The organism is Dyella silvae (assembly GCF_026421305.1).
In the GTDB taxonomy this organism is placed as follows: Bacteria; Pseudomonadota; Gammaproteobacteria; order Xanthomonadales; family Rhodanobacteraceae; genus Dyella; species Dyella silvae.
Genome location: NZ_JAPJBQ010000002.1, coordinates 654417 through 678385, shown reverse-complemented (window position 1 = coordinate 678385; position 23969 = coordinate 654417). Strand labels below are relative to the sequence as shown.

Here is a 23969-nt window from a genome sequence, read left to right as displayed (position 1 = left end):
ATGCCGCCCGCTGACGCTCCTGCATATCGCCGGTAGGGACAGCAGCGTCGCTCACGGTGGAATCGGTCCTGACCAGACGGGGAAGGACACTATCTAGACCCATCATGCGGGGCGCGGTCAAGGTGGCAGTCATATCGGAGCGTCGCAAGTCCTCTCTGCTTGTTCGCCGCAACACGAGTTCCGGTTACGCCAGCCCCCGGTAATGGCTCCTCGAAATCCCGGGAGGCACCGCTCATGGAGCGTTTTCTCATGCCGCGCCCCTTTCTTGCGGTTGATCTAATCCCGCTCCAGCCCGCTCCCCCGCGGCCAGGCACCCCTCTCTCATCGCACGGAAGCTCCACCATGAAGAAGACTCAGCTGGCCTTGGCGTTCGCGGCCATTGTCCCGCCGATGGCCGCACAGGCCACGAAGGACAGGGCTACGGCATCGACTACGCATAACTGCAGCTGGACTACGTCAACATCACCCAGCCGGGCAATGCTGGTGTCGCACACGGCGGCATGCTTAGTGCCTCCTGTGGCTTCCGCGACAACTTTCAGAAACGCGAGCCACCGTGTCTGGACGATCAATTCCGGCGTTCTGGGCTGCGTGACCGATAAGCCGACGGCCAACGCCTGGTTCGCCTACGACCCAGTTGCAAGCTGAAGCTGCGACGGCAATGCCATCGGTCAGTTCGAATTCGTCTACGCCTTCACCCCGATGTGGGCCGTAGCAGGTGGCGTGCGCGTGAATAATAAAGGCGCCGACACATTAAACGTGAGCGTTAGCGCCAGCTTTCAACCGACTCGAGATCCGCTAACAAAAAAGCCCGGCCAGCGCCGGGCTTTTTCTCTGATCGCTCGTTTGTCGAAGAGATAACGAGACGAAGCGGACAAAAGTCTAGTACCTATAACTCGCGTCATCCCTCCCTATCCAACACTTAGAAGCGATACTCGGCGCCAAACGAAAGAAGGCTGGCGCTGCCGTCATTCTTGAATTTGTTGCCGAGGCTGAGGCCGTAGTAGTCATAGTTCAGACTCACACCGAAACTGCGGTTGAAGTCGTAACCCACACCGACGCCACCGTACCAGGTCGTACCGGTGTTGCTGCCACGGATCGGGGATTCGCTGATGTTGCCTTCCGAATCGACGAAACCGACCGTGGCGCGCGTCTTGAGGAACGCCAGACCGGTGCGGCCCTGCACGTTCCAGCCATTACCAAACTGGTACATGTAATTGCCGCCGAGCGTATAGCCGTGCGACGCGGACTGACCCTGGACATTGATGCCATAGGTGAGTTCCTGATCAACAAACGTAGCGTTGAGCTTGGACTTGCCGAGATCGACGTAGCCCGCATCAATACCCCAGTTGCCCGACGTCGTCGCCCAGCGGTAGCCCGCGCCGAGATTCCAGCCAAAGTCAGTATTGCTGTCGAAGTACTGGTTGCTGACACGGTAGTCGGACTGACCCGCATTGCCGCGGACAAAGAACCCGCCGGCGTTCTGATCTGCCAGCGCGGACGAGAATGGGGCCACCAGTGCAACGGACAAGGCAACGGTGGAAATCAATTTCTTCATAGTTCTATTCCTTCAGATAGGGGGAGGCACGCTTAAAGCACTTCGAACGAAGTCGAAGTGCCCGACACCGCGGCGCCTTTCTTTCAACACACAAGGTGGTCTATCGAATGTGTGCCTCTGCATATTTGGCGGCAGTGCGATTGCGTTGGCTATGAGAATCGTCGGAAATTTGGATCAGCGATTTCTGTTTGTGCGACTGACCCTCCACACGGAAGGCATCGGCTCTCAGGGTATCCAGCAGCATCAACCGCTCCCCCGGTAGGCCACAGCGATGCAAACGCCATGCGCGCCGCCTATCGCGTGGGCCTCCGGCAACGTGCACCGGCGTTGAGGGTGACAACATGTCGCAGCGCGCGCTCGGGACACGCGGCGCTTGCCCTCAGCGCTCTCAATAATGTGCCCGGTCCTTTTGCGGGAACGGCCAGGCTGCTGGCCAGGCCGTTACCAACTTGCCGCACCGAATGCGACTCAGCGTCACCAGTGGCTGAACGTCGCGCCCCGCCACCGGCGGCCCCGGTAAGCCGGATCACCCTCGCGGGCAAAGACAGGTAACCTCCATGCCGTCAGGGACGAATGAACTCATGACTTCCCAGCGGACCTCGCACCCATGCTTGTGCTGATCCTTGCTTACCTCGGCGGAGTGCTGACCATTCTCAGCCCTTGCATTTTGCCGGTGCTGCCCTTTGTCTTCGCGCGAGCCGACCGCCCCTTTGCGCGCAATGGCCTGCCCATGCTGCTGGGCATGGCACTGACCTTTGCGCTGGTCGCCACACTTGCGGCGGTCGGTGGCGGTTGGGCCATCCGCGCCAATCAGTACGGCCGCATCATTGCGATGGTGGTGCTCGCGCTCCTGGGTCTCACCTTGCTCTCCAGCCATCTCGCCGAGTGGATCAGCCGGCCGTTTGTCTCGTTGGGCAACAAGCTGTCGCAAAAGTCGGATGCCGAGGGCGATTCCGTGTGGTCGGCGGCTGGCCTGGGCGTCGCCACCGGCCTGCTGTGGGCGCCTTGCGCCGGCCCGATTCTGGGACTGCTGCTTACCGGCGCTGCCCTGAACGGTGCCAGCGTACAGACGACGTTGCTGCTGCTTACTTATGCCGCTGGTGCCGCCACCTCGCTGGCGTTGGCGCTGGCTATAGGCGGGCGCGTATTCGCCCTCATGAAGCGCTCGCTGGGCGCGGGCGAGTGGGTTCGGCGCGGGCTTGGTGCGCTGGTATTGGTGGGCGTCGTGATGATCGCACTCGGTCTGGATACGGGCGTTCTCACGCGCGTATCGCTCGCCAGCACCGGCGGCATCGAGCAGAAGCTGATTGATGCCGTGCGCCCTGCTCCACCGCCGCAGCCTGCCGTGAAAGCGGGCGAGGCGTTGCCGGTGGAGGGCAACCTCCCGTCGCTCGCCGGCGGTACGCAATGGCTCAACACGCCGCCGCTAACTCCCGCATCGCTGCGCGGCAAAGTGGTGCTGGTGGACTTCTGGACCTACTCCTGCATCAACTGCATTCGCAGCCTGCCCTATGTGAGCGCGTGGGCTGACAAGTACAAGGATCATGGCCTCGTCGTGATCGGAGTGCACGCGCCTGAATTTGCCTTTGAAAAAGAGCCCGAAAACGTGATCAAGGCAGTAAATGCCTTTGGCATTCACTACCCCGTCGCGCTCGACAATGACTACGCGATCTGGAAAGGCTTCAACAACGAATATTGGCCGGCGCACTACTTCATCGACACGCAGGGCCGCATTCGCCACCATCATTTCGGCGAGGGCGAGTACGCGCAAAGTGAAGATGTGATTCGCCAGCTGCTGACCGAAGCTGGTCAGAAAAATCTGCCGGGTGGTTATGTGCAACCGAATGCGCAGGGTGCGGAAGCCGCCATAACGGACGACGGCACACGCTCACCAGAAACTTATGTCGGTTATGCGCGCGCAGAGAACTTCGCCGGTGGTCAGGTCGCACACGACGATCCCTGGTCCTATCACGCGCCCAGTGCGCTGACGACCAATCAATGGGCGCTCGACGGCCGCTGGACCGTGCGCGACGAGAACGCGATGCTGGACAGCGCCAATGGCCGCATCGTCTACCGCTTCCGCGGCCGCGACCTGCACCTTGTACTGGGCCCCGGTAGTGACGGCAAAGCTGTGCGTTTTCGCGTCACCATCGACGGCAAGGCACCCGGCGCCGATCACGGCATGGATACGGATGTCGACGGCAACGGCACCGTCACGTCGCAGCGCCTGTATCAACTGGTTCGCCAAGCCCATGGCTCAGACGAACGCACGTTCGAGATCACCTTCCTCGACCCCGGTGTGCAGGCCTACGCCTTCACCTTCGGCTGATTCCGACTTTGGATGTGATGGAGGTTGCCATGTCCCGTACGCAGGACATCGTGATTCAGGACCGCCGCCGCTTTTTGCGCGCGCTTCTCACGGGGAGCGCCGTCGTGGCGACGGGCGGATGGTTGTGGCCGCGACTATCCGGTAACGGCGCCGCGATAAGCACTGCGATGGCGGCTACGCCTGCCACGCAAGGTGGCGACGTGGTGCTGGAGTGCTTTGCCGATAACGGGCACAAGCTCGGCCCATGTCACGTACGCAAGCTTGTGCTCAATGACGCGCAATGGCATCAGCGACTCAGCGACGATGCGTACTACGTCATGCGCCGTAGCGGTACCGAACGGGCTTTCAGCGGTGCACACGAGAAGCCGGCGGTACCAGGCCTGTATCGCTGCCCCGCCTGCGATACCGCGCTATTTGATGCCGCCACGCAGTTTGATTCGGGAACCGGCTGGCCCAGCTTCTGGCAGCCCATCGCCAAACCGAACGTGATCGAGACGCGCGACTCGAGTTTCGGCTGGGAACGCACAGCCGTTAGCTGTGCTGGCTGCGACAGCCACCTAGGTCATGTATTCGATGACGGCCCGCCACCGACGGGCTTGCGCTATTGCATGAATTCCTTGGCACTGAGGTTTGTGCCGAGGACGTCGTGAGAGCAAGAAGTGAGTGGAGAGGGGTGAGAAGTGAGAGAAACCACGCTCTCGTTTCTCACTTCTCGTTTCTCACTCCTCGATAAGGTGCGAGAACGGACGGGTCGTCGAACAGGCCGCAGGGCAACAGGTAGCGGGGATCGCGGCCTTCGGCGAGCAACTCGCGAATGCGCGTGGCGGAAATTTCCAGCGGTGTCACCGACAGCTCGATGACCTTCCCCGCGGGTATTTCGTGCAAAACCTTAGGATCGTTCACACGACGAGGAAGAATCTCTACGGCCAGATCCGTCGACCATTCCACATCGATGCCTGGGCGGTTAAGCACCCCGATATGCGCGTGATCGAACAGTTCGCGCCAACTCTGCCAGCTCGGCAGACCTGCGAAGGCGTCCGCGCCGAGCAGCAGCACCAGCGGCCGCTCGCCCAGCTCGCTGCGCAATTCGCGCAGAGTGTCGATGGTGTAGGAAGGCCCTTCCCGGCGAAGCTCACGGGTATCCAGGGTAAGGCGGCTCTGCCCCTGCAGTGCGGCTTTCAGCATGGCCACGCGCTGAGCAGAGGTGGCGGTCGGCGCGCTGCGATGCGGAGGAACGTTGGCGGGCATCAGGCGTACTTCGGCATCGAGCAGCTCGGAAGCCTCCCATGCCACGCTCAGATGCCCCAGATGCACCGGGTCGAAGGTGCCGCCGAACAAGGCGAGCGGTTTCATGCCAACGCGCCGGCAGCCCGTGGCTCGGCGATGGCCGCAATGAGGCGCTCGGCTTCAAGCCAGGCGTCACCCTGCTCGCGACCTTTGGCCATGCGGTCGATCCGCGCCGCACGCGCAAGACATTGCAGCCAGTGTTCGCGAGGTGCGCGGCGTAGTGCCTTGCGGAACAACTGCTCGCGCGCGGGCCACAATCGCTCGGCACGCGCCTGAGCGGCAAAGTCGCGTGCGTTGGCAAGGCGCAACGCCAGCTGCAATTGATTGACCAGCCAGCCCATCAGCGCAATCAACTCATCACCTTCGGCATGCAGGCCGTGCAGGATGCGCAAGGCGCGCCCGCCTTCGCCGGCAAACGCCGCGTCGGTAAGCTTGAAGGCGTCGTAACGTGCGCTGTCGGCGACCAGGTTTTCCATTTCCTGCGCATCGATCTTGCCCTGGCCGTGCAGCACGACAAGCTTGTCAATTTCCTGCGCGGCCGCCAGCAAGTTGCCTTCTACGCGTTCGGCCAGCAGCGCAGCGGCATCCGGGGTGGCGGAAAGACCGCGTGAGGCGAGGCGCGCACCGATCCACGATGCCCATTCGTTCGGCCGTGGCGCGTTGAACACCACCAGCGCACCGGCGGCATCGAGGTTTTTGGTCCACGCGCCTTCGTGCTTGCTGCTCCACTCGGTGGCGGTAATCAGCAGGGTGACGTCCGGTGGCGGATTGGCACAGAACTCGTTGATGGCCTTGGCACCTTCCGTGCCGGGGCGGCCGGTGGGCAGACGCAGGTCCAGCAGGCGCCGCGTGGCAAACAACGACATGCCTGCCGCGGACCGCGCCAGATCATCCCAGTCAAAATGGTTGCCGACGTCGAGCACTTCGCGCTCGGCGTAGCCAAGCTTGCGCGCTTGTGCGCGCAATGCGTCGGCCGCCTCCAGCACCAGCAATTCCTCGCCCGCCAACAGGTAGACCGGCTTCAGATGGTCTGCCGTCAGCGACTTCTGCCATTGGGCAGCATTGAGCGGCATGGAGGGTCTCTTAATGCGTGCTGGATGCCGGGGCCGGCGCGGCTTCCTGAGCCGCGGCGGCTTCGGCGGTCTGGGCCGGGTGTTTGCCGGCGGCCTGCAGCCGGAACAGGATCGCCTGCACCATGTCGTCGTTGAGGCTGCTGCGGATCGCATCCACCTGCGCCGTGGTACCGACGGTGTTGGTGGCGTCGTAACTAAACTCGCGCTGCATATCGATGCGCTGGCGCGCCAGCATCGGCTGGCCGGCGCCATCATGCACGTCGAACTGCACCTGATAGCGCACCGTGTATTCGGTCACGCGTGCCTGACCACTGACCGTCAGCGTATCGGTGCTGAAAATGGCTACGGGCACACTCAGCTCCGCAACATCTGCGCTCGCGTGGTCTTCCACCGCGATGCCTGAGGCGACCAGCGCACGCTCCAGATCACGCTGCAGTTGGAAATTATTGTTCACGGTCACGTGCACGCGCTGCATGGCAGGCGGCAACGCTACGTTCTGGCGCAGATGGAATCCGCACGCTGCCAGCAGCAGAGTAGACATCAACAGCAGCGAAGCTTTGAACACACGGCTCATGAATTTCATCCTGCGACGATGTTGACGATTTTGCCCGGCACCACGATCACCTTGCGCACAGTCTGGCCTTCCAGGAAGGCGACGACCTGCGGGTGAGCGCGGGCCAGTGCTTCGGCCTCTTCCTTCGAGGCGTTGGCGGCGACCTCGATGGTACCGCGCAATTTGCCATTGACCTGAACTGCGAGGGTGAGCGAGTCGCGCACCAGTGCGGCGCTGTCGGCCTGCGGCCAGGGCTGGTCTTCCAGCACGGACTGCGGATGCCCCAGCACCTGCCACAGCGTGTGGCTGACGTGCGGCACCACCGGGTTGAGCAGCAGCACCATCACTTCCAGCGCTTCGTGGCGCACGGCGCGCCCCTGATCGCTCATGTCGTTGAACTTGTTCAACGCGTTAAGCAGTTCCATCAGCGCGGCGATGGCCGTATTGAAGGAATGGCGGCGGCCAAGGTCGTCGCTGACCTTCTGGATGGTTTCGTGCACGTGGCGGCGCAGTGCCTTCTGGCCAGCGTCGAGCGTGGACGGATTGACCACCGGATGATCCGGCTGCGCAGCGTGCGTGGTCACCTCGCGCCAGAAGCGGCGCAGGAAGCGGGCCATGCCTTCTACACCGGCTTCGCTCCATTCCAGCGACTGCTCCGGCGGCGCGGCAAACATGGAGAACAGGCGCACCGTATCGGCGCCGAACTTGTCCACCATCGCCTGCGGGTCGATGCCATTGTTCTTGGACTTGGACATCTTTTCGGTGCCACCGATCTTCACCGGTTGGCCGTCCGTCTTCGAACGCGCACCGATTACGCGCGCCTTGTCGTCGCGCTCGATCTCCACGTCGGCCGGATTGATCCAATCCTTCGAACCATCGGCGTTGTCGCGGTAGAACGTCTCGGCAATCACCATACCCTGGCACAGCAGGTTGGTGGCCGGTTCGTCCGCCTGCACCAGGCCCGCGTCGCGCATCAGCTTGTGATAGAAGCGGAAGTACAGCAGATGCAGGATGGCGTGCTCGATACCGCCGATGTACTGATCCACCGGCAGCCAGTAATTGGCGCGCCCGTCGACCTGATCCTTCGCACCCGGGCTGGTGTAGCGCGCGTAGTACCAGCTCGACTCCATGAAGGTGTCGAAGGTGTCGGTTTCGCGCTCGGCCGGGCCGCCGCATTGCGGGCAGGTGGTCTTGCGCCACTCCGGATCCGCCTTGATCGGCGACTGCACGCCGGAGAAGGCGACGTCTTCCGGCAGCACCACCGGCAGCTGGTCTTCCGGCACCGGCACCGCATCGCACGTGGGGCAGTAGATGACCGGGATCGGGCAGCCCCAATAGCGCTGGCGGCTGACGCCCCAGTCGCGCAGACGCCAGTTCACACGGCGCACGCCCTTGCCTTCACGCTCGAAGCGCGCGGCCATGGCTTCGAAGACCTGCCCGTAATCCATGCCGTCGAATTCGCCGGAATTCACCAGATAGCCGCGATCGGTGAAGGCGCTGTCTTCCTGGATGCTGCGCTCGAACGCTTCGATCATCTCCACCGCGGACGATGCTTCATACACATCGACGCTACCGCCGCTCAGCGCAGCGCGGATGGGATCGGCGCCAACGCCCTTGGCGAGGTCATGGCTGATTTCGGCGACGGCGTCGAGCACGGCGCGATCCACCACCACCATCTTGATCGGCAGGCTGTATTTCTTGGCAAATTCCCAGTCGCGCTGATCGTGGCCTGGCACGGCCATCACTGCGCCGGTGCCGTAACCCATCAGCACGAAGTTGGCCACGAACACCGGGATCTTCTCGCCAGTGAGCGGATGGATGGCTTCAATGCCGGTATCCATGCCGCGCTTTTCCTGCGTCTCCAGCTCGGCTTCGGACACGCCGCCGTGCTTGAGTTCTTCCAGGAAAGCGGCCAGCTTCGGGTTGTTCTGCGCGGCCTTGATGGCCAGCGGATGTTCGCCGGCGATGGACACGAAGGTCACGCCCATCAGCGTGTCGGGACGCGTGGTGAAAACGGTGAGCGGTTCGGCCTCACCTTCCACGTCGAAGTGGATTTCCAGACCCTCGCTGCGACCGATCCAGTTGCGCTGCATGGTCTTCACCGCATCCGGCCAGCCGGGCAGCGTATCCAGACCGTCGAGGAGCTCCTGCGCGTAATCGGTGATCTTGAGGAACCACTGCGGAATCTCGCGCTTTTCCACCAGCGCGCCGGAGCGCCAGCCGCGGCCGTCGACCACCTGCTCATTGGCCAGCACGGTCTGGTCCACCGGGTCCCAGTTCACCACCGCGTTCTTGCGGTAGGCCATGCCCTTCTTCATCAGCCGCGTGAACATCAACTGTTCCCAGCGGTAGTAGTCAGGGCGGCAAGTGGCGAACTCGCGGGTCCAGTCGTAGGCAAAACCCATACGCTGCAGCTGGCCGCGCATGTGCTCGATGTTCTGATAGGTCCACTTGGCGGGCGCGGTCTTGTTCTTGATCGCAGCGTTCTCGGCGGGCAGGCCGAAGGCGTCCCAGCCCATCGGCTGCAGCACGTTCTTGCCCTGCATGCGCTGGTAGCGGCTGATCACGTCGCCAATGGTGTAGTTGCGCACGTGACCCATGTGCAGTGCGCCAGACGGGTATGGCAGCATCGAAAGGCAATAGAACTTGGGACGCGAGGTGTCTTCTTTCACCTCGTAGGCACGCTGATCGCGCCAGTACGCCTGCGCGGCGGTTTCCACCGCCTGCGGCTGGTAGCCCTGCTCGTTACCCTGGTCCTGGGAACCCTGATCCTGAATATCCTGCATGTGTCCGGCGCCGTGTGTTTGATCAGTCTGCACTGACTGATGTGAACGGGGCAGACTAGCAGAATTGAGGGCTGTTCAGCGCCAAAAGGCGCCCAAACGGTGCCGATGAACGACCTTTTGGGTGGTAGCGCACTCTGTGCGCAGCTAGCCTTGCTGCCTCGCTGACTTGCCGCGCACAAAGTGCGCTCCCACAGAGCCGAGGGAACTCAGCCCTCGGGGCAGCGGGCTACCTGCCCGGCCACGATGGTGCCGGCGACCACGCCGATCTGGCCGGCCAGGCGGTGGACCGCCTGCTGATGGCCTTGCACCAAGGCGTCATATCCCTGGCCCACCGTTTCGCTGATGCGGCTGGTGCAAGCCAGCGGCTCCCCGCCCTTCGGCGAGCGCACGCTCCAGACCGCGTCGATATAGGCATAGCTGCCCGGCACCGATTCGAAGCGGCGTACGTCAAGCTTGATTCTCACGGCGGACTTGCCCTGGTTGGCCAGTCCGCTGACGTCCTGCGCACGGAAGTCGCGGGCCAGGTCGGCCGACAAGGCGCTGCGCAGTTCGTCGCTCAATGGCGCCACCCAGCGCTCACCCTGTAACACGGCCACGCCCTGCCCGCCCTGGCGCACGACCAGTTGGGGCTGGTCGACCTGGGCTGGGATGGCTACGGGCAGCAGCTCGAACTGGAACGGTTGCACGGCAGGCACCACCGTGGACTCGCCGCCCGCGGGTGGCACCAACGTGTAATAGCGCGTAGCCGGTACGGAGCTGCAGGCCCCCAGCACCAGCGCCAACACCGCGGCGGTCAGGTTCCCGTATCCCCAGCGACTCATGGCTTGCTCCCTTGTGATGGTGCGCTGGGCGGCGGAGGCTGTGGCAGCGTCTGCGCCGGTTTGTCATCGGCACGACGGCCACGCAGTAGCGCGTCCGGATGATCGCCCAGGTAATCGGTGAGCACGCGCAGCGAACGCGCGGCCCGCTGCAGCTCCTGCAGGGTGCCGCCCAGGTTCTGCTGCAGCGGCGAGTCAGGCGCCAGGGCGTTGTTAGCGGTGCCCAGCGTCTGCTGCGCCCCCTTCAAGGTGGTCTTCACCTCGGGCAGCACACCGGTGTTGACCTGCTTAAGTGTCTGGTTGAGCTCGGCCAACGACTGGTCGAGGTTCTTGCCGATGCTGTCAAACGGAATCTTCTGGATCTTGCCGACGATATCGACCAGCTGTTCCTGCAGCTTCTGGAAGTCGCCAGGAGCGGTCGGAATCTCCAGCGGCTTGGCGGTGCCATCGAAGGCAACCTTGGGCGCCTTTGCCTGGAAGTCCATCGCGATGTAGAGCTGCCCGGTCAACAGATTGCCGGTGCGGGCCTGCGCGCGCAGGCCGTGCTCGACCAGGCGGCCCATCATCTGGGACATCTGCTCGTCGTCGCCACGCGCCTTGGCCAGGGCCACCAGCTTGTCGTGCGCCTTGCCCAGACGTGCCGGATACACCACAGCACCCACCACCGTCGGGAAGGTCTGGGTCTTCTCGTCGAAGTCGAGGTTCACCGAGACCACACGCCCGAAGGGCACGCCGAGGAATTCCACCGGCGCATCCACCGTCAATCCGCGCAGCGACTGTTCAAAGCGCATGCGGATGTACTTCGGCGGACCGTCCGGTGGCGCCATGGCCGTGGCGCGGTCGTTGAACAGACGGAATTCCCCGTTCTCCTGGGCCGGCGTGATGTCGTGCGGGCCGGGCGGATCCTGGAAGGCCACACCACCGGCCAGCACGGTGGCCAGCGATTGCGTGCTCACCTTCAGGCCGTCGGCACCCAGCGATACGTCGATGCCGCTCGCATTCCAGAAGCGCGACGAGGTGGTGACGAACTGGTCGTTCGGCGCGTCGATAAAAATCTGGAGCGTCACACCCTTGCCGTCCTGGTCCAGATAATAGGAAGAGACACGCCCCACCTGGATGCGGCGGAAATAGATGGGTGAGCCGATATCGAGCGAGCCCAGATCATCGGAATGCAGGCTGAAGGTTTTGCCCGGAGCGTCATGGGTGATCGCCGGCGGGATTTCCAGGCCCACGAAATCGGTTTTGCCGTCCTGCGACTGGCCCACATCAGCGCCGATGAATGCGCCGGACAACAGAGTGTCGATGCCCGACACACCGCCCAGGCCGATGCGCGGCCGCACGACCCAGAAGCGCGTATCGGCGGTAGCAAAGCCCTGAGCACTCTTCTCCAGCGCGACCTTCGCCACGACGCGCGAGCGGTCCTGACTCAGATGCACGGCGGTGACGCGGCCAATGATCACGTTCTTGTACTTCACCGGGGTCTTGCCCGGATCCAGCCCTTCGGCCGTCAGGAAGCTGATGGTGATGGTGGGGCCCGCTTCCACCCATGAGTGAATGACCAGCGACAGGCCAACCAGGGCCGCGATGATCGGCACCAGCCAGACCAGCGAGGCATTGATACGCGGCCGCTGCACCTCCGGTTCGGGCAGGGCGTCGGGGATCGGCTTGTTGTCCTCAGTCATCGTAGTCCCTGCCATCCCAGATCAGTCGCGGATCAAACGTCATCGAGGCCACCATGGTAATGACTACCGTGAGGCCGAAGAACACCACGCCAGGCAGCGGCTCCACCTGGCTGAAAAAACCGAACTGCACCAGCGCTGTAAGCAGCGCCACCACAAACACGTCCAGCATCGACCAGTAGCCGATGAACTCGACCAGCCGAAACAGCTTGGCGCGCTGACGCTGCGCCCACCCGCTGCGCCGCTGTGAGCTGATCAATAGCAGCCCCAGCGCAAAGAACTTGAGCACCGGCACCACGATACTGGCCGTGAACACAATGATGGCAAGATCGGGCGACCCCTTCACCCACAGCTCGATGACGCCGCTGAAAATGGTGTTGTCGTCCACGTCACCCACGCTCACCGTACGCATGATCGGCAGCACATTGGCGGGGATATAGAAGAAAAAGGCCGCAATCAGCAGAGCCCAGCAGCGGACGTAGCTGGCAGTCTTACGGTGATGCAACGCCGAACCGCAGCGCGGACACATGGCACCGTCTGTACGAATATCACGGCACACCATGCCGCACACATGGCAACCGATCAGGCCCAGATCCCTGGCTCGCGGCAAGTTATTCACGCGGGCCGATCCACGGTGACATCCCACAGCTCGCGCACATCGATGCTGGCGAATGCGGTGATGATCAGCATCAGTACGCCGTAAGCGAAGACGCCTGCGTTCGGTACCACGTCGAAATACATGTGCGCCTTGACGATAGCTACCAGGGTGCCGAGCACAAACACCTCGCTCATGGTCCACGGCCCGATCTGGTGCAGCGTCACCATGGCCCAGCGGAAGCCCGGCGCGCGCACTCCCTGGCGGGCATACAACAACACCCAGCCCAGCAAAAGCATCTTGCCGATGGGAAAGAAAAACAGGGTGCAGGCCGCGATGATCGCCACCACCTGCGAGTGTTCGTGCCACATCATCACAATGCAGCCCCACAGCGTGGTGCTGATCATATGCCCGTTAAGCCCCAGGGTGACGATGGGCCAGATATTGGCCTGCACGAAGACGACCATCGCCGTCAGCACCAGCGCCAGCATGCCCCGCACGCCCAGGTAGTGATGGCGCGCCAGCAATGCGCCACAGCGCGTGCAGCGCGCAACCTCGCCACAGGCAAGCACGCGCCGCTGATATACCGAGTCGCAATGCTCACAGATCCACATCGTGGGCGGAGCAATGGCGGGTTTGATGCCTTGCACTGGCATGGTCATAGGGGGATTTTCGCAAATATCGATGTCAAACGCCGATAGGTCCTTGGGCACCCCTTCACTAAGGTACAGGAGCGCGCACGCGAGACCTTGATATGCTGCCTGTTGCCCTGATGTGAGGGCCATTCGTCAACGGGAGTCCCCAGTGAGTGCCACGACCGCCGATACGCATGTCTTTGACGTGCGCGAGGACAATTTTGAAGCCGAGGTGCTGCAAGCCTCGCTGACCACCCCGATCCTGGTGGACTTCTGGGCAACCTGGTGCGGCCCCTGCAAGACCCTCGGCCCGATGCTGGAGAAGCTTGCTGCCGAGTTCAATGGCGGGTTCCGGCTGGCCAAGGTAGACGTGGACAAGTCGCAGCAACTGGCGGCGATGTTCGGCATCCGCAGCATCCCTACCGTGATGCTGGTGAAGGATGGTCAGATTGTGGACGGCTTTGCCGGCGCACTGCCGGAAGGCCAGATTCGCGAATTCCTCACGCGTCACGTCCAGCCGCAGGAAGGCGACGGCCAGGACACCCTCCAGGCCACGCCCGAGTCGCCGGAAGACGCCATCAACCGGATCCAGCAGGCCATGGCGGCCGAGCCGGACAACACCGAGCTCAGGCTCGATCTGGCCCTGGCCCTGATGCGTGCCGGTCAGGCCGACGCCGCCGAGGCCGAGCTCACGTCCCTGCCCGCCAACCTCGCCACCGATGCCCGCGCCGTGCGCTTGCGCAGTCAGCTCGATCTGGCACGCGCGTTGAAGGGCGCCCCTTCCCTGCCAGAACTGCAACAACGCATCCAGGCCGATGGCAGCGACTGGGCCGCGCGCGATCTGCTGGGCGTACGTCTGCTGCTGGAAGGCGATGCGATCGCCGGTCTCGAGCAGTTCCTCGCCATTCTGGAAAAAGCACGCGACTGGAACGAAGGCCAGGCCAAGAAGCGGCTGCTCGCCGCCTTTGCCACGCTGGATGATGCTGAACTGGTCGGCCGTTATCGCCGTCGCATGGCTTCGCTGCTGTTCTGAAACATGGGTCCGGCATCACCGCATAGGTGATGCCGGACCGCTTTCCTCACGGCGAGCCAGCGGCCACCGGACTGCCCGTGCCAATGTTGCGGTCGAGGAACTGCGTGACGCGCTGCAATAGCTCCGTATTGTTGTTTTCGTCGTAGAAGCCATGCCCTTCATCGGGCTTGTAGAGCCACTCGTAGGCAACGCCACGCTTGTCGAGCGCGGCGCGCATGTGCTCGGCATGCACAGGCGGCACCCGCACATCCTTGCCGCCGGCGATGAGCATGACGCTGGCTTTCAGGCGATCCACCTGGTTTACCGGCGACCGCGCTCCCAGAGTTGGTTCATCACTACCGAGTCTTGAGCGCCAAAAGTTCCTGGCCATAGTGCTTTCGGAACCATCGCCGCGCGTCAGCATCAGAGGCAAGTCGTACACCCCCACATAACCGATCGCACAGCGGTAAAGGTCAGGCTCTTTCATCACCCCTTCCAACGCCGCGTAGCCACCATAGCTGCCACCAAAAATGCAGACGTGCCCCGGCATGGTGATGCCCTGCTGGATCGCCCATTGCGTAGCATCGGTGACATCGTCCTGCATCTTGCCGCCCCACTCGTTGTAGCCGGCATGCATGAAGGAATGACCATAACCACCCGAGCCGCGATAGTTCACCTGAAGCACGGCATAGCCATGCGTGGCCAATGCCTGCACGGTAGGGTCGTACCCCCAATGATCTCGGATGCCGAAAGGACCGCCGTGGATGAACATCACCAACGGCAGGTGCTTCGCTTCCTCCTTGCCTGGCGGCATGCTGAGGTAGCCGTGAATGGTTAGCCCGTCTCGCGCCTTGAATTCAATGGGCTGCATGACCGCCATCTGATTGGGATTGATCCAGCTCGCACGCTGCAACAGCGCTGTTGCCTTGCCGGCGGCGTTGTCCCACAGATAGAACGTACCCGGGTCCATCGACGAATGCGCCAACACAATGGACCTGCTGCCGTCGTGCGAACTGGATACGATGCGAATGCTCTCACCGGGCATGGATCGCGACAGAGAACCGATGACCTTCATGGTGTCGGAGCCAGCAACGAACGCCTCGGCCGTCGGCGCACCCGGGTCGGAATACACGCCCACCACGTCCAAGCCATCGAGGGTGTAAACGAGTCGACTGATGTCGACTGTAGGGCTGCTCCACACGGGCTCGCCCATCTTATGGGTGGCAACGTCCCACAGGCAAAGTGCATCGACTTTGCCATCTGCCGCGCACGACATATACACCTTGCTGTTGTCGCGACTGAAGTCCAACGGCAGCGGCACGGATTTGTCGATCGTTCCCTGGAATAGCAACGTCCACGGCTTATCGTCGCCCTCTCGGTAATAGATCACTGGATAGGAATGGCTGTCGTAACCCTCGGCGAAACGCACCGCCCCATGGTTGTCAGTGATGAAGCTGGCGTTACGGAACGGCGCCTTGCCTATCGGGCGCGTAGTGCCATCGTTGACATCAAGCCGATAGATATCGTTGAAGGCACCTTCCGCGCCGGTATCCCACGGCGATACAGAAATGAGAATGTGCTTGGGATCGTCGCGCAACGTGCTGATGACCTCCACATGGGCGCGCGTCCCCTGGCGAAAGCCGTACAGAACCTTGGGATTGGTGCCGTCAGCATTGGTGGCCAAGATTTCGCCTGTGCTGAATGGCTGGTCCCAGCCGGACACCTTGGTGCCCTCGGTATAGATGATGCGGTTGTTGCCGGCCCACCAGAAGTCGATGACCTGATTGCCTTGGCGTGGCGTGACCATCGCGCCCTTTTTGGTGTCCAGGTCGAGCAGCGCAAGCAACGGCTTATCCTTGACCACAGTCGTCGCTGCGATATGACGACCGTCGGGCGAAATCTTCACTTCGCTAAACTGCAGGTGGCGTGCAAGGTCCTCAAACGCCACGCCTGAAGCAAACAACGGGTACGGCAACACGCTGAGCACGCAGAACGCTGCGCGCCAGATTCCCTTTCTCATGATGTCCCCTTTGTGCCGCGGCGCCCCTCGCGCCGTCGCCGGACGAAGTATAGGCACGGAGTCCGGCGGCAGCGGGGCAGCACATGACATTTCCGCGGCTTCTTACGGTCCGATCAGCGAATGCGCACCGGAACCATACTTGCGCGTATGTTTTGAGTATAGTTGGCCTCCAATCATTACCCCAGTCTCCGATGCGCGCCTCCACCTTCCGCCGCCTGATGAACCTTTGGCCTCCCTTTCTGTTCAACAGCATCCGCGTCCAGTACGTATCCGAAGACTGGTCGGAGCTTCGTGTCGTACTGCGCCTGCGCCCATGGAACCGCAACTACGTGCGCACCCAGTTCGGCGGCAACCTGTTCGCCATGACCGATCCGTTCTGGATGCTGCTGGCCATGCATCAACTGGGCAACGACTACTTTGTGTGGGACAAGGCCGGCGCGATTGACTTCGTCTCGCCGGGACGCGAGGACGTGTACGCCCACTTCAGGCTGGAATCGTCGATGGTCGATGAGCTGCGTGCCGCAGCGGCCGGCGGCGAGAAAGTGCTGCGCTGGTTCGACGTGGACATCACTACGCGCAGTGGCGAAGTCGTGGCCCGCGTGCGCAAGCAGTTGTATGTGCGGCTGAAGCCCAAGGCGCGCGTGGAAGCCACTAGCGAAGAACTGGCCCGAGCCGCATAACTGCTGACGCGCGGCGCAAGCCATCGAAGGAACCTAGCAGGCGGCATATCGCGTACGACGCGAAGCTAGTCCCCGTGGGACAATGCCCCATCCTCTGCCCCGGCATCCCCCATGAAACGTCTGCGTATCAAGCGTTATCTGTTCACCGGCCTGCTTACGTTTATTCCGTTGTGGGTAACGTGGGTGGTGTTCAAGTTTGTGCTGAGCATGCTCGCCGGCATCGGTACGCCGCTGGCCTCGGCCTTGCTGACCACACTGTCATCCGCCTCCCCGTGGGCAGGCATGGCGCTCAACAATGCATGGATCACCTTCGTGCTCGCTCTGCTGCTGACGCTGGGCGTGCTGTATCTGCTGGGCTGGCTCGCCAATCGCGTGATCGGCCAGCGCCTTATCGATGGCTTTGACGCGCTGCTGGCGCGTATCCCGCTGGTGCAGACCATCTATGGCGGCACCAAGAAGTTGATGGCCGTGCTGCAGCAGAAGCCCTCTGGTGTGCAGCGCGTGGTGCTGATCGATTTCCCGCGCAAGGGCATGAAGGTGGTTGGTTTCGTCACGCGCGTGATGATGGAAGAAGGCACCGGCCGCGAGATGGCCGCCGTCTACATCCCCACCACGCCCAACCCGACTGGCGGCTATCTGGAAGTCGTCGCGGTGGACGAACTCACCCCCACCGACTGGACCATGGACCAGGCCATGGCTTTCATCATTTCAGGTGGCGCGGTGGCGCCGGATACCTTGCCGGCTTCGCCCGCCGCCCTTCGCGGCGCATCTGCGGGCACCGAATGAAGCTACACCGTTGAAGAGCGGAGAGAAGGCACTCTCTCGCTCCTCACTTCTCACTCCTATCTCTTCGCCTTACGCCACCACCTCGAACGGCCGCATCATCTCGTTCGACGCGTGCTCCAGCAGATGGCAATGCCACACATAACGTCCGGTATAGCCTTCGAACGTGATGATGTAGCGCGTTACCATGCCGGGATACACCTGGGCTGTGTCTTTCCACCCCGCTTCGTGCGGCGGAGGCGGTTGCGCCGGGCCGGTGTAACGAAGGGTCTTGGACGCCAGGTACTGATCAACGTCGAAGGGCCGCCGGTCGAGAATCTGAAAACGCACCAGATGCAGATGGATGGGGTGCGTGTCGCTGGTGAGGTTCACCAGACTCCATATCTCAGTGCTACCCAAACGCGGCTTTTCGCTCACCGGGTCATGCCAGTGCTTGCCATCCAGCAGCATGAGCATGGGTTGCTGCACGCAATCGGTATATTCGTCGATGGAAAGCACGCGCGTATGGGTCGCTTTTGACTCCGGCATGCGCGGCACATCGCGCAACACCGATGGCACGCGGCTCGTATCGTTGACTTTGCCCGCCGCCACATGGAACTGCATCAGCGGCAAGGCATCGTTGAACAACTCAATCTCGCCACCCGCCAGTTCCGCAAAGTCGATCACCAGATCCGCCCGTTCACCGGGCGCCAGGAACAGACTGGTCTGCGTGACCGGCGCCGCCAGCAACCCTTGGTCACTACCGATCTGCAGGAACGGCCGTTTCCCGCGCAAGCTCAGACGAAAGAAACGCCCATTAGCGGCATTGAGCACGCGAAAACGATAACGGCGCGCCTGCACATCAAGTCGCGGCAGCAAGGCACCATTGACCAGCATTGCGTTGCCAAACACTTCAGGCACCCACGGCGCATCACTGATACCTGACACTGGGTAGTAGAGCTGGCCGTCCTCAGTCAGTAAGCGATCGCACAGCACCAATGGCAGCTCGTGCTCGCCGTCAGGCAAACCCAGCGACAGCTCGTGCTCATCACGCAACAGGTACATGCCGAACAGGCCGGCATAGAGATTCAAACGTTCGATGCCCATGGTGTGGTCGTGGTACCACAGGGGCGCCGCATCCTGCTTGTTGGGATACGTTTGCCGGCGCGACTGCGCCGGCACCGTCCAGTTGGTGGGATAACCATCATCGGCCGCGGGAACGCGCGCGCCATGCACATGCACCACGCCACGCACTTCCGGCTGATCCGCCTCGGCACCGCAGATATGGTGATCGATGGGGAGAAAATGATGCTGCGGCAGGCGATTGATCCACTCGACATGCGCGATTTCGCCGCTACGCGCTTCGATGGTGGGACCGGGCATGGTGTTGCCGTACGTCCATAAGCGTGTGGGCGGCAAATCGCGATGCAGGCGTTGCGCGCTTTCGCGCATGGTAATGCGCAGCGTTTCACCCGCCTTGGCGCGCAGCACTTCGGGAACGGGCAACGGATCGACGAAAGGCGCAAGGCGCGACGGATCCAGCAGTCGCGGCATGCTGGTCTGATCCGCAATGACATGCTGGCAAAGACCTTTACTCTTGCCCGCCGCCATGGACATGGCCATGGGCGCGCCTATGGCACGCAGCGCACTGGCACCCGCCAGCAGACTCATGCCCTGAAGAAAGCGACGACGCGAGGGATGCAAAGCCTGTCACCTCCCTATCGAAACGAAATGATCAAAACGAAACGCCCCGGACCGTTGTCCGGGGCGCGTGATAGCACTTTACGGTGACTCAGTCGTCCGAGTCGTGATCGCCCGACTTCTTCACCGGCTGGCCCGTCTGCTCATCAAGGAAGAGGCGACGGTGATTCGGGTGCGGTTGATAGAAGTCGAACAGGTTGTTCAACGTGCCGGCCACGGCGTCAAAGGAACCGCCGCCGAGGCGCTCGTTGTGCAGCCAGTTGTCTTCGATGAAGCGCGTTACCGACGACTGGTCGGTCACCGTGTGATCGACATGGTTGCTGCGTGCCCACGGCGAAATCACCAGCAGCGGCAGACGCGGACCGTAACCGCAACGACCCTGCACCGGCTGACCCTTGCTGTTCACGCCAGGCAGCGTGCCGTGCGCCGCACATACACCCTGGCCATCGAGCGCGTCGGCCATGGTGTTCGAAGCATTCGCACGCGGCGCAGCCTGATGGTCGTACCAGCCATCGGAATCGTCATAAGCGATGACCACCGCCGTATCGCGCCACTCCGGACGCTGCTGCAGGAAGTTCATCACGTGCACGATGAATTGCTGCTCGTCCAGCGGATCGGAGTAACCGGCGTGACCGTCCTGGTAACCGGACGCCTTGAGGAAGCTCACCGACGGGAAGTTGCCCGCTTCAACGGCCGCATAGAAATCATGGAGATCGTACTGGTGGTTCGCCGCATCACCCTGATGGCCGATCATCGCTACCGACGTCGGACGCACGTGCGTCGGGTTGGCGGTGGACGCGTAGTACTGGAACGGCTGATGGTGAGGGATGTAGTCCGCCTTGGTCACCTGCGTCACGCCAGACTTGGTGGTGCGCTTGCAACCGGTGCTGCCATTGGCGTTCTGCCGGGTCAGGTCAAAGCCGCCCTCAAAGAAGCCCCAGGTGATGTTTGACTTGTTCAGCAGATCGCCCACGTTCGGGCCGCCGAGCTGCACCTGATTGCCGGTCGGCGACGAGCACACATCACCGATCGGATCAGCATCGCTGATCAGGGTAAGGCCACCCTGGCCATCGGCGATTTCGTTCGCCGTGCCGTTGAGCGTCTGCGTCACGCCGTTGGTCTGACCCGAGATCAGGTTGATCGCACCGGGCGTGGAAGGACCGAAGGTGGTGTTGTAGCTGTTGTCACTCATGGCGAAGCGCTGCGCGTAGTTCCACAGCGCGGTGACGGTGTTGCCGTCGTAGTAGCCCATCACCTGCCCGTTGCCATTCTCATCGGCAGGCGCGCCGGGCAGCGTTTCACCCGAACCGGTGTACTTGGGGAACAGATCCATCGCGCCGCCGTTGAACGCCTGCTGCTCCGGACCGTAGTCGTGGTCCTGGTCCGCCGTGGCGGCCTGCGCGCGCGACAGGCGGAACGGGTTGATGGCACCCGTGCCATTGGCGTTGTTGGCTTTGTTCGGATTATTGGCGAGCAGCGCTGTGCTCAGGCCATTGACCTTGGGCGTGAACGGACGTGCGTAGAACGTCGGCTCACCCGGGGCATTCGCGGCGTTCGGATACGTGCCGAAGTAATGATCGAACGACACGTTCTCCTGAAAGATCACCACCAGATGCTTGATCGGCGTCGCCGTGTGAGCGCCGTGGTGCCAGTAGGCATCTTCTGCGTGGACGGGAATCTGGGCGAGGGAAATGGCGGAAACGCTTAGAACACAGGCGGCAAGACAGACTGCGAGTTTGTTTCGCATGGAAGACTCCCTTCGGTCGCGGTGAAGCGCTTCCCCTCAAGCGCTGAATGCGCGGACGATAGGCAGTCAAGGTGACAAGCGAATAACAGCAAAACACCGTATTTTCCTGCGATATTTTGCGTGTGTTACATGCGTAGAACATTTGCCGGCAATGGCGCAGGCAACACGTTGAGCAGACTCACGAGCGCCATGGTACGCAACAGCGCCCTGCCTTCCACAGCCGGTCCTCGAAGGCCGCTCACTCACCGGCCCGGCCATAGAGTGCGGCCCTGCGGCCCACGGCTCGCGCCCGGCCGAAACCGGCCGCGGCGAAGGCCCGTGACCGCTGCCGAAAAACTCTGATAGACGGCGCTCCCCCTGACCTTTGACACTACCTGCACCATGACTTGCGGCCTAGCCTGCAGAGTCGTTCGCGCGATACGGGGGAGTCTCAGGACCCCAGTGGTCGCCACCACCATCGCCCGCCGAGACGGGTATCGATCCAACCGAGGGAGTTCCATGACCAAGCCTTATATGAAGCCCATTGCGCTCGCCGTGAGCCTCGCCCTGTCGCTTAGCGCCTGCGGCAAGCACGAAGAGGCCGAAAAGGCCCCGGCGGCCAGCAGCACCGCACCCGCCGCCGCCAGCACCACGGCCGCCGCTCCGGCCGCGCCCAAGAGCGTGTTCGATGTGGCCGAACTGGGTGACGCCGGCCAGGCATGCCAGGACTTCAACGGTTTCGTCAACGCCAAGTGGGTGGCCGCCAACCCGATCCCGAACGACCGCACCCGTTGGGGCGCCTTCGACAAGCTGGCTGACGACAGCCTCAACACCCAGCACGAGATCGTCGACGCCGCCGCCAAGGACGCCGCCAGCGCCAAGGCGGGTTCGATCGAGCAGAAGATCGGCTACCTGTACGCCTCGGGCATGGACGACGCCGCCATCGAAAAGGCCGGCTTCGAGCCGATCAAGCCGAAGCTCGACGCCATCGCTGCGCTGAAGACCGGCAAGGACGTGGCCAGCTACCTCACCCAGAGCTTTGCGCAGGGTGACATGCAGGTGTTCCAGTTCGGCTCGGGCGCCGACTTCAAGGACGCCAAGATGCAGATCGCCTTCACCATGCAGGCGGGCCTGGGGCTGCCGACCAAGGATTACTACCTCGATCCGAAATACAAAGAGATCCGCGACGCCTACGTCGATCACATCACCAAGGCACTGGTGCTGACCGGCGTGTCCGACGCCGACGCCAAGAAGCAGGCGGATCAGGTGCTGGCCTTCGAAACCGAACTGGCCAAGGCCTCGCTGGCTCCGGTGGAAATGCGCACGCCGGAAAACCAGTACCACTTCGTGACCGTGAAGGAAGCCGACAAGATCACCCCGCACTTCAGCTGGGATGACTTCTTCAAGGCGCAGGGCGTGACCGTCGAGAAGGGCTTCTCGCTGTCGCAGCCGAAGTTCATGGCCGAGTTCGACAAGCTGCTGGCCAGCGCGCCGATCGACCAGTGGCAGGCCTACCTGCGTTACCACACCATCGACGACGCCTCGCCGTTCCTCAGCAAGGCCTTCCAGGACAACAAGTTCGACTTCTACGGCAAGACCCTCGCCGGTCAGCCGGAGCAGAAGCCGCGCTGGAAGCGCGTGCTCGGCGGCGTGAACGAGTCGATGGGCGAAGCGCTGGGCCAGCTGTATGTGGCCAAGGTGTTTACCCCGGAAGCCAAGGCACGCGCCAAGGAACTGGTGGACAACGTGCGCGACGCACTGAAGGTGCGCATCCAGAACCTCGACTGGATGAGCGACGCCACCAAGGAAAAGGCCATCGCCAAGTGGAACACCTTCCTGCCGAAGATCGGCTACCCGGACAAGTGGCGTGACTGGTCGGGCCTGGACGTCAAGCAGGGCGACTACTACGGCAACGTGATGGCCGCCGCCAAGTTCAACTACCAGTACGACCTCAACAAGATCGGCAAGCCGACCGACCGCCTCGAGTGGGGCATGACCCCGCAGACGGTCAACGCCTATTACAACCCGACCGACAACACCATCAACTTCCCGGCCGCGATCCTGCAGCCGCCGTTCTTCTATGCCAACGGCGATGACGCGATCAACTACGGCGGTATCGGTGCAGTGATCGGCCATGAAGCCAGCCACGGCTTCGACGACGAAGGCAGCCAGTTCGACGGCGACGGCAACAACGCCAACTGGTGGACGAAGGACGATCGCCAGAAGTTCGATGCACGCACCGACAAGCTCGTGCAGCAGTTCAACGACTACACGCCGATCAAGGACAAGCCGGATGCGCACGTCAACGGCAAGCTGACCCTGGGCGAAAACATCGCCGACCTGGGCGGCATCAACGTGGCGTTCGACGCACTGCAGGTTGCTCTCAAGAAGAACCCGCAGGAAGCCGGCGAGAAGATCGACGGTTACTCGCAGGACCAGCGCTTCTTCCTCAACTGGGCACGCGTGTGGCGCGGCAGCATCCGTGAGAAGGAAGCCCTGCTTCGCCTCAACACCGACCCGCACGCACCGGCATCGCTGCGCGCGATGGGCGCGCCTTCCAACATGGAAGCGTTCGCTACGGCGTTCCAGTGCAAGCCCGGCGACACCATGGTCCGCTCGGGTGACAAGCAGGTGAAGATCTGGTGAGCCAGCGCTGACCTGTGACTGACGAAAAGGCGCCGCGCGCAAACGCGGCGCCTTTTTTCTTGGGCCCTTGCCCATGCCCTTGCCCTTGCCAGCCGCGTGTCGCATCGTTTGC

The 23969-nt window shown here is 62.6% G+C and carries 19 protein-coding genes; 6 read left to right on the top strand and 13 right to left on the bottom strand.

The annotated features are described in order from the left end of the window. Window positions 1-353: 353 nt before the first annotated feature. On the bottom strand, window positions 354-494 hold the full coding sequence (locus OQE56_RS07230; protein WP_267222944.1) for a hypothetical protein: 141 nt from the start codon (window positions 492-494) through the stop codon (window positions 354-356). 425 nt (window positions 495-919) lie between these two features. After that, window positions 920-1555: an outer membrane beta-barrel protein gene (locus tag OQE56_RS07225; protein ID WP_267222942.1), complete on the bottom strand. Its 636-nt coding sequence runs from the start codon at window positions 1553-1555 to the stop codon at window positions 920-922. Between the two features lie 607 nt (window positions 1556-2162). Between OQE56_RS07225 and OQE56_RS07220 the strand changes: the two genes are divergently transcribed. Then, complete coding sequence (locus OQE56_RS07220) at window positions 2163-3884, top strand: cytochrome c biogenesis protein DipZ (protein ID WP_267222941.1); 1722 nt, start codon at window positions 2163-2165, stop codon at window positions 3882-3884. A gap of 29 nt (window positions 3885-3913) precedes the next feature. Further along, complete coding sequence (msrB, locus tag OQE56_RS07215) at window positions 3914-4534, top strand: peptide-methionine (R)-S-oxide reductase MsrB (protein ID WP_267222940.1); 621 nt, start codon at window positions 3914-3916, stop codon at window positions 4532-4534. A 55-nt stretch (window positions 4535-4589) separates the two neighbouring features. On the opposite strand, the gene nadD is transcribed toward msrB, so the two are convergent. The 8 genes from nadD to OQE56_RS07175 form a co-directional block, all read right to left on the bottom strand. Then, complete coding sequence (nadD, locus tag OQE56_RS07210) at window positions 4590-5237, bottom strand: nicotinate-nucleotide adenylyltransferase (protein WP_267222938.1); 648 nt, start codon at window positions 5235-5237, stop codon at window positions 4590-4592. Next, entirely contained in the window at window positions 5234-6244 is a 1011-nt protein-coding gene (holA, locus tag OQE56_RS07205) for a DNA polymerase III subunit delta (protein WP_267222936.1), read from the bottom strand. Before holA ends, nadD begins: the two co-directional genes overlap by 4 nt. A gap of 10 nt (window positions 6245-6254) precedes the next feature. Then, window positions 6255-6818, bottom strand: coding sequence for an LPS-assembly lipoprotein LptE (locus OQE56_RS07200; RefSeq protein WP_323748565.1), 564 nt, complete (start codon window positions 6816-6818; stop codon window positions 6255-6257). A 5-nt stretch (window positions 6819-6823) separates the two neighbouring features. After that, window positions 6824-9583 (bottom strand): leucine--tRNA ligase, encoded by a 2760-nt coding sequence (leuS, locus tag OQE56_RS07195; RefSeq protein WP_267222932.1) that lies wholly within the window; start codon window positions 9581-9583, stop codon window positions 6824-6826. A gap of 206 nt (window positions 9584-9789) precedes the next feature. Next, on the bottom strand, window positions 9790-10404 hold the full coding sequence (locus OQE56_RS07190; protein ID WP_267222930.1) for a PqiC family protein: 615 nt from the start codon (window positions 10402-10404) through the stop codon (window positions 9790-9792). Then, on the bottom strand, window positions 10401-12083 hold the full coding sequence (locus tag OQE56_RS07185; protein ID WP_267222928.1) for a PqiB family protein: 1683 nt from the start codon (window positions 12081-12083) through the stop codon (window positions 10401-10403). Before OQE56_RS07185 ends, OQE56_RS07190 begins: the two co-directional genes overlap by 4 nt. Beyond that, window positions 12076-12699 carry a paraquat-inducible protein A gene (locus OQE56_RS07180; protein WP_267222925.1) on the bottom strand — a complete coding sequence of 208 codons (624 nt, stop codon included), beginning with the start codon at window positions 12697-12699 and terminating at the stop codon, window positions 12076-12078. The genes OQE56_RS07185 and OQE56_RS07180 overlap by 8 nt, the downstream gene beginning before the upstream one ends. After that, window positions 12696-13337: a paraquat-inducible protein A gene (locus OQE56_RS07175; protein WP_267222923.1), complete on the bottom strand. Its 642-nt coding sequence runs from the start codon at window positions 13335-13337 to the stop codon at window positions 12696-12698. The genes OQE56_RS07180 and OQE56_RS07175 overlap by 4 nt, the downstream gene beginning before the upstream one ends. Before the next feature lie 142 nt (window positions 13338-13479). On the opposite strand from OQE56_RS07175, the gene trxA reads away from it, so the two are divergent. Continuing rightward, complete coding sequence (gene trxA, locus OQE56_RS07170) at window positions 13480-14343, top strand: thioredoxin (RefSeq protein ID WP_267222922.1); 864 nt, start codon at window positions 13480-13482, stop codon at window positions 14341-14343. 46 nt (window positions 14344-14389) lie between these two features. On the opposite strand, the gene OQE56_RS07165 is transcribed toward trxA, so the two are convergent. Next, window positions 14390-16342, bottom strand: a complete 1953-nt coding sequence (locus OQE56_RS07165; RefSeq protein ID WP_267222920.1) for an alpha/beta hydrolase family protein — start codon at window positions 16340-16342, stop codon at window positions 14390-14392. A 191-nt stretch (window positions 16343-16533) separates the two neighbouring features. Here OQE56_RS07165 and OQE56_RS07160 point away from each other — a divergent pair, with 191 nt between their 5' ends. Both OQE56_RS07160 and OQE56_RS07155 read left to right on the top strand, forming a co-directional pair. Continuing rightward, window positions 16534-17022: a DUF4442 domain-containing protein gene (locus OQE56_RS07160; RefSeq protein WP_267222918.1), complete on the top strand. Its 489-nt coding sequence runs from the start codon at window positions 16534-16536 to the stop codon at window positions 17020-17022. Window positions 17023-17133: 111 nt separating this feature from the next. Then, on the top strand, window positions 17134-17808 hold the full coding sequence (locus OQE56_RS07155; RefSeq protein WP_267222916.1) for a DUF502 domain-containing protein: 675 nt from the start codon (window positions 17134-17136) through the stop codon (window positions 17806-17808). Window positions 17809-17877: 69 nt separating this feature from the next. On the opposite strand, the gene OQE56_RS07150 is transcribed toward OQE56_RS07155, so the two are convergent. Both OQE56_RS07150 and OQE56_RS07145 read right to left on the bottom strand, forming a co-directional pair. Continuing rightward, entirely contained in the window at window positions 17878-19455 is a 1578-nt protein-coding gene (locus OQE56_RS07150) for a multicopper oxidase family protein (protein ID WP_267222914.1), read from the bottom strand. A gap of 121 nt (window positions 19456-19576) precedes the next feature. After that, window positions 19577-21232, bottom strand: coding sequence for a phospholipase C (locus OQE56_RS07145; protein WP_267222912.1), 1656 nt, complete (start codon window positions 21230-21232; stop codon window positions 19577-19579). A gap of 498 nt (window positions 21233-21730) precedes the next feature. On the opposite strand from OQE56_RS07145, the gene OQE56_RS07140 reads away from it, so the two are divergent. Further along, a complete protein-coding gene (locus tag OQE56_RS07140) occupies window positions 21731-23857 on the top strand; it encodes a M13 family metallopeptidase (RefSeq protein ID WP_267222910.1) in 2127 nt (708 codons plus the stop codon). Window positions 23858-23969: the final 112 nt, after the last annotated feature.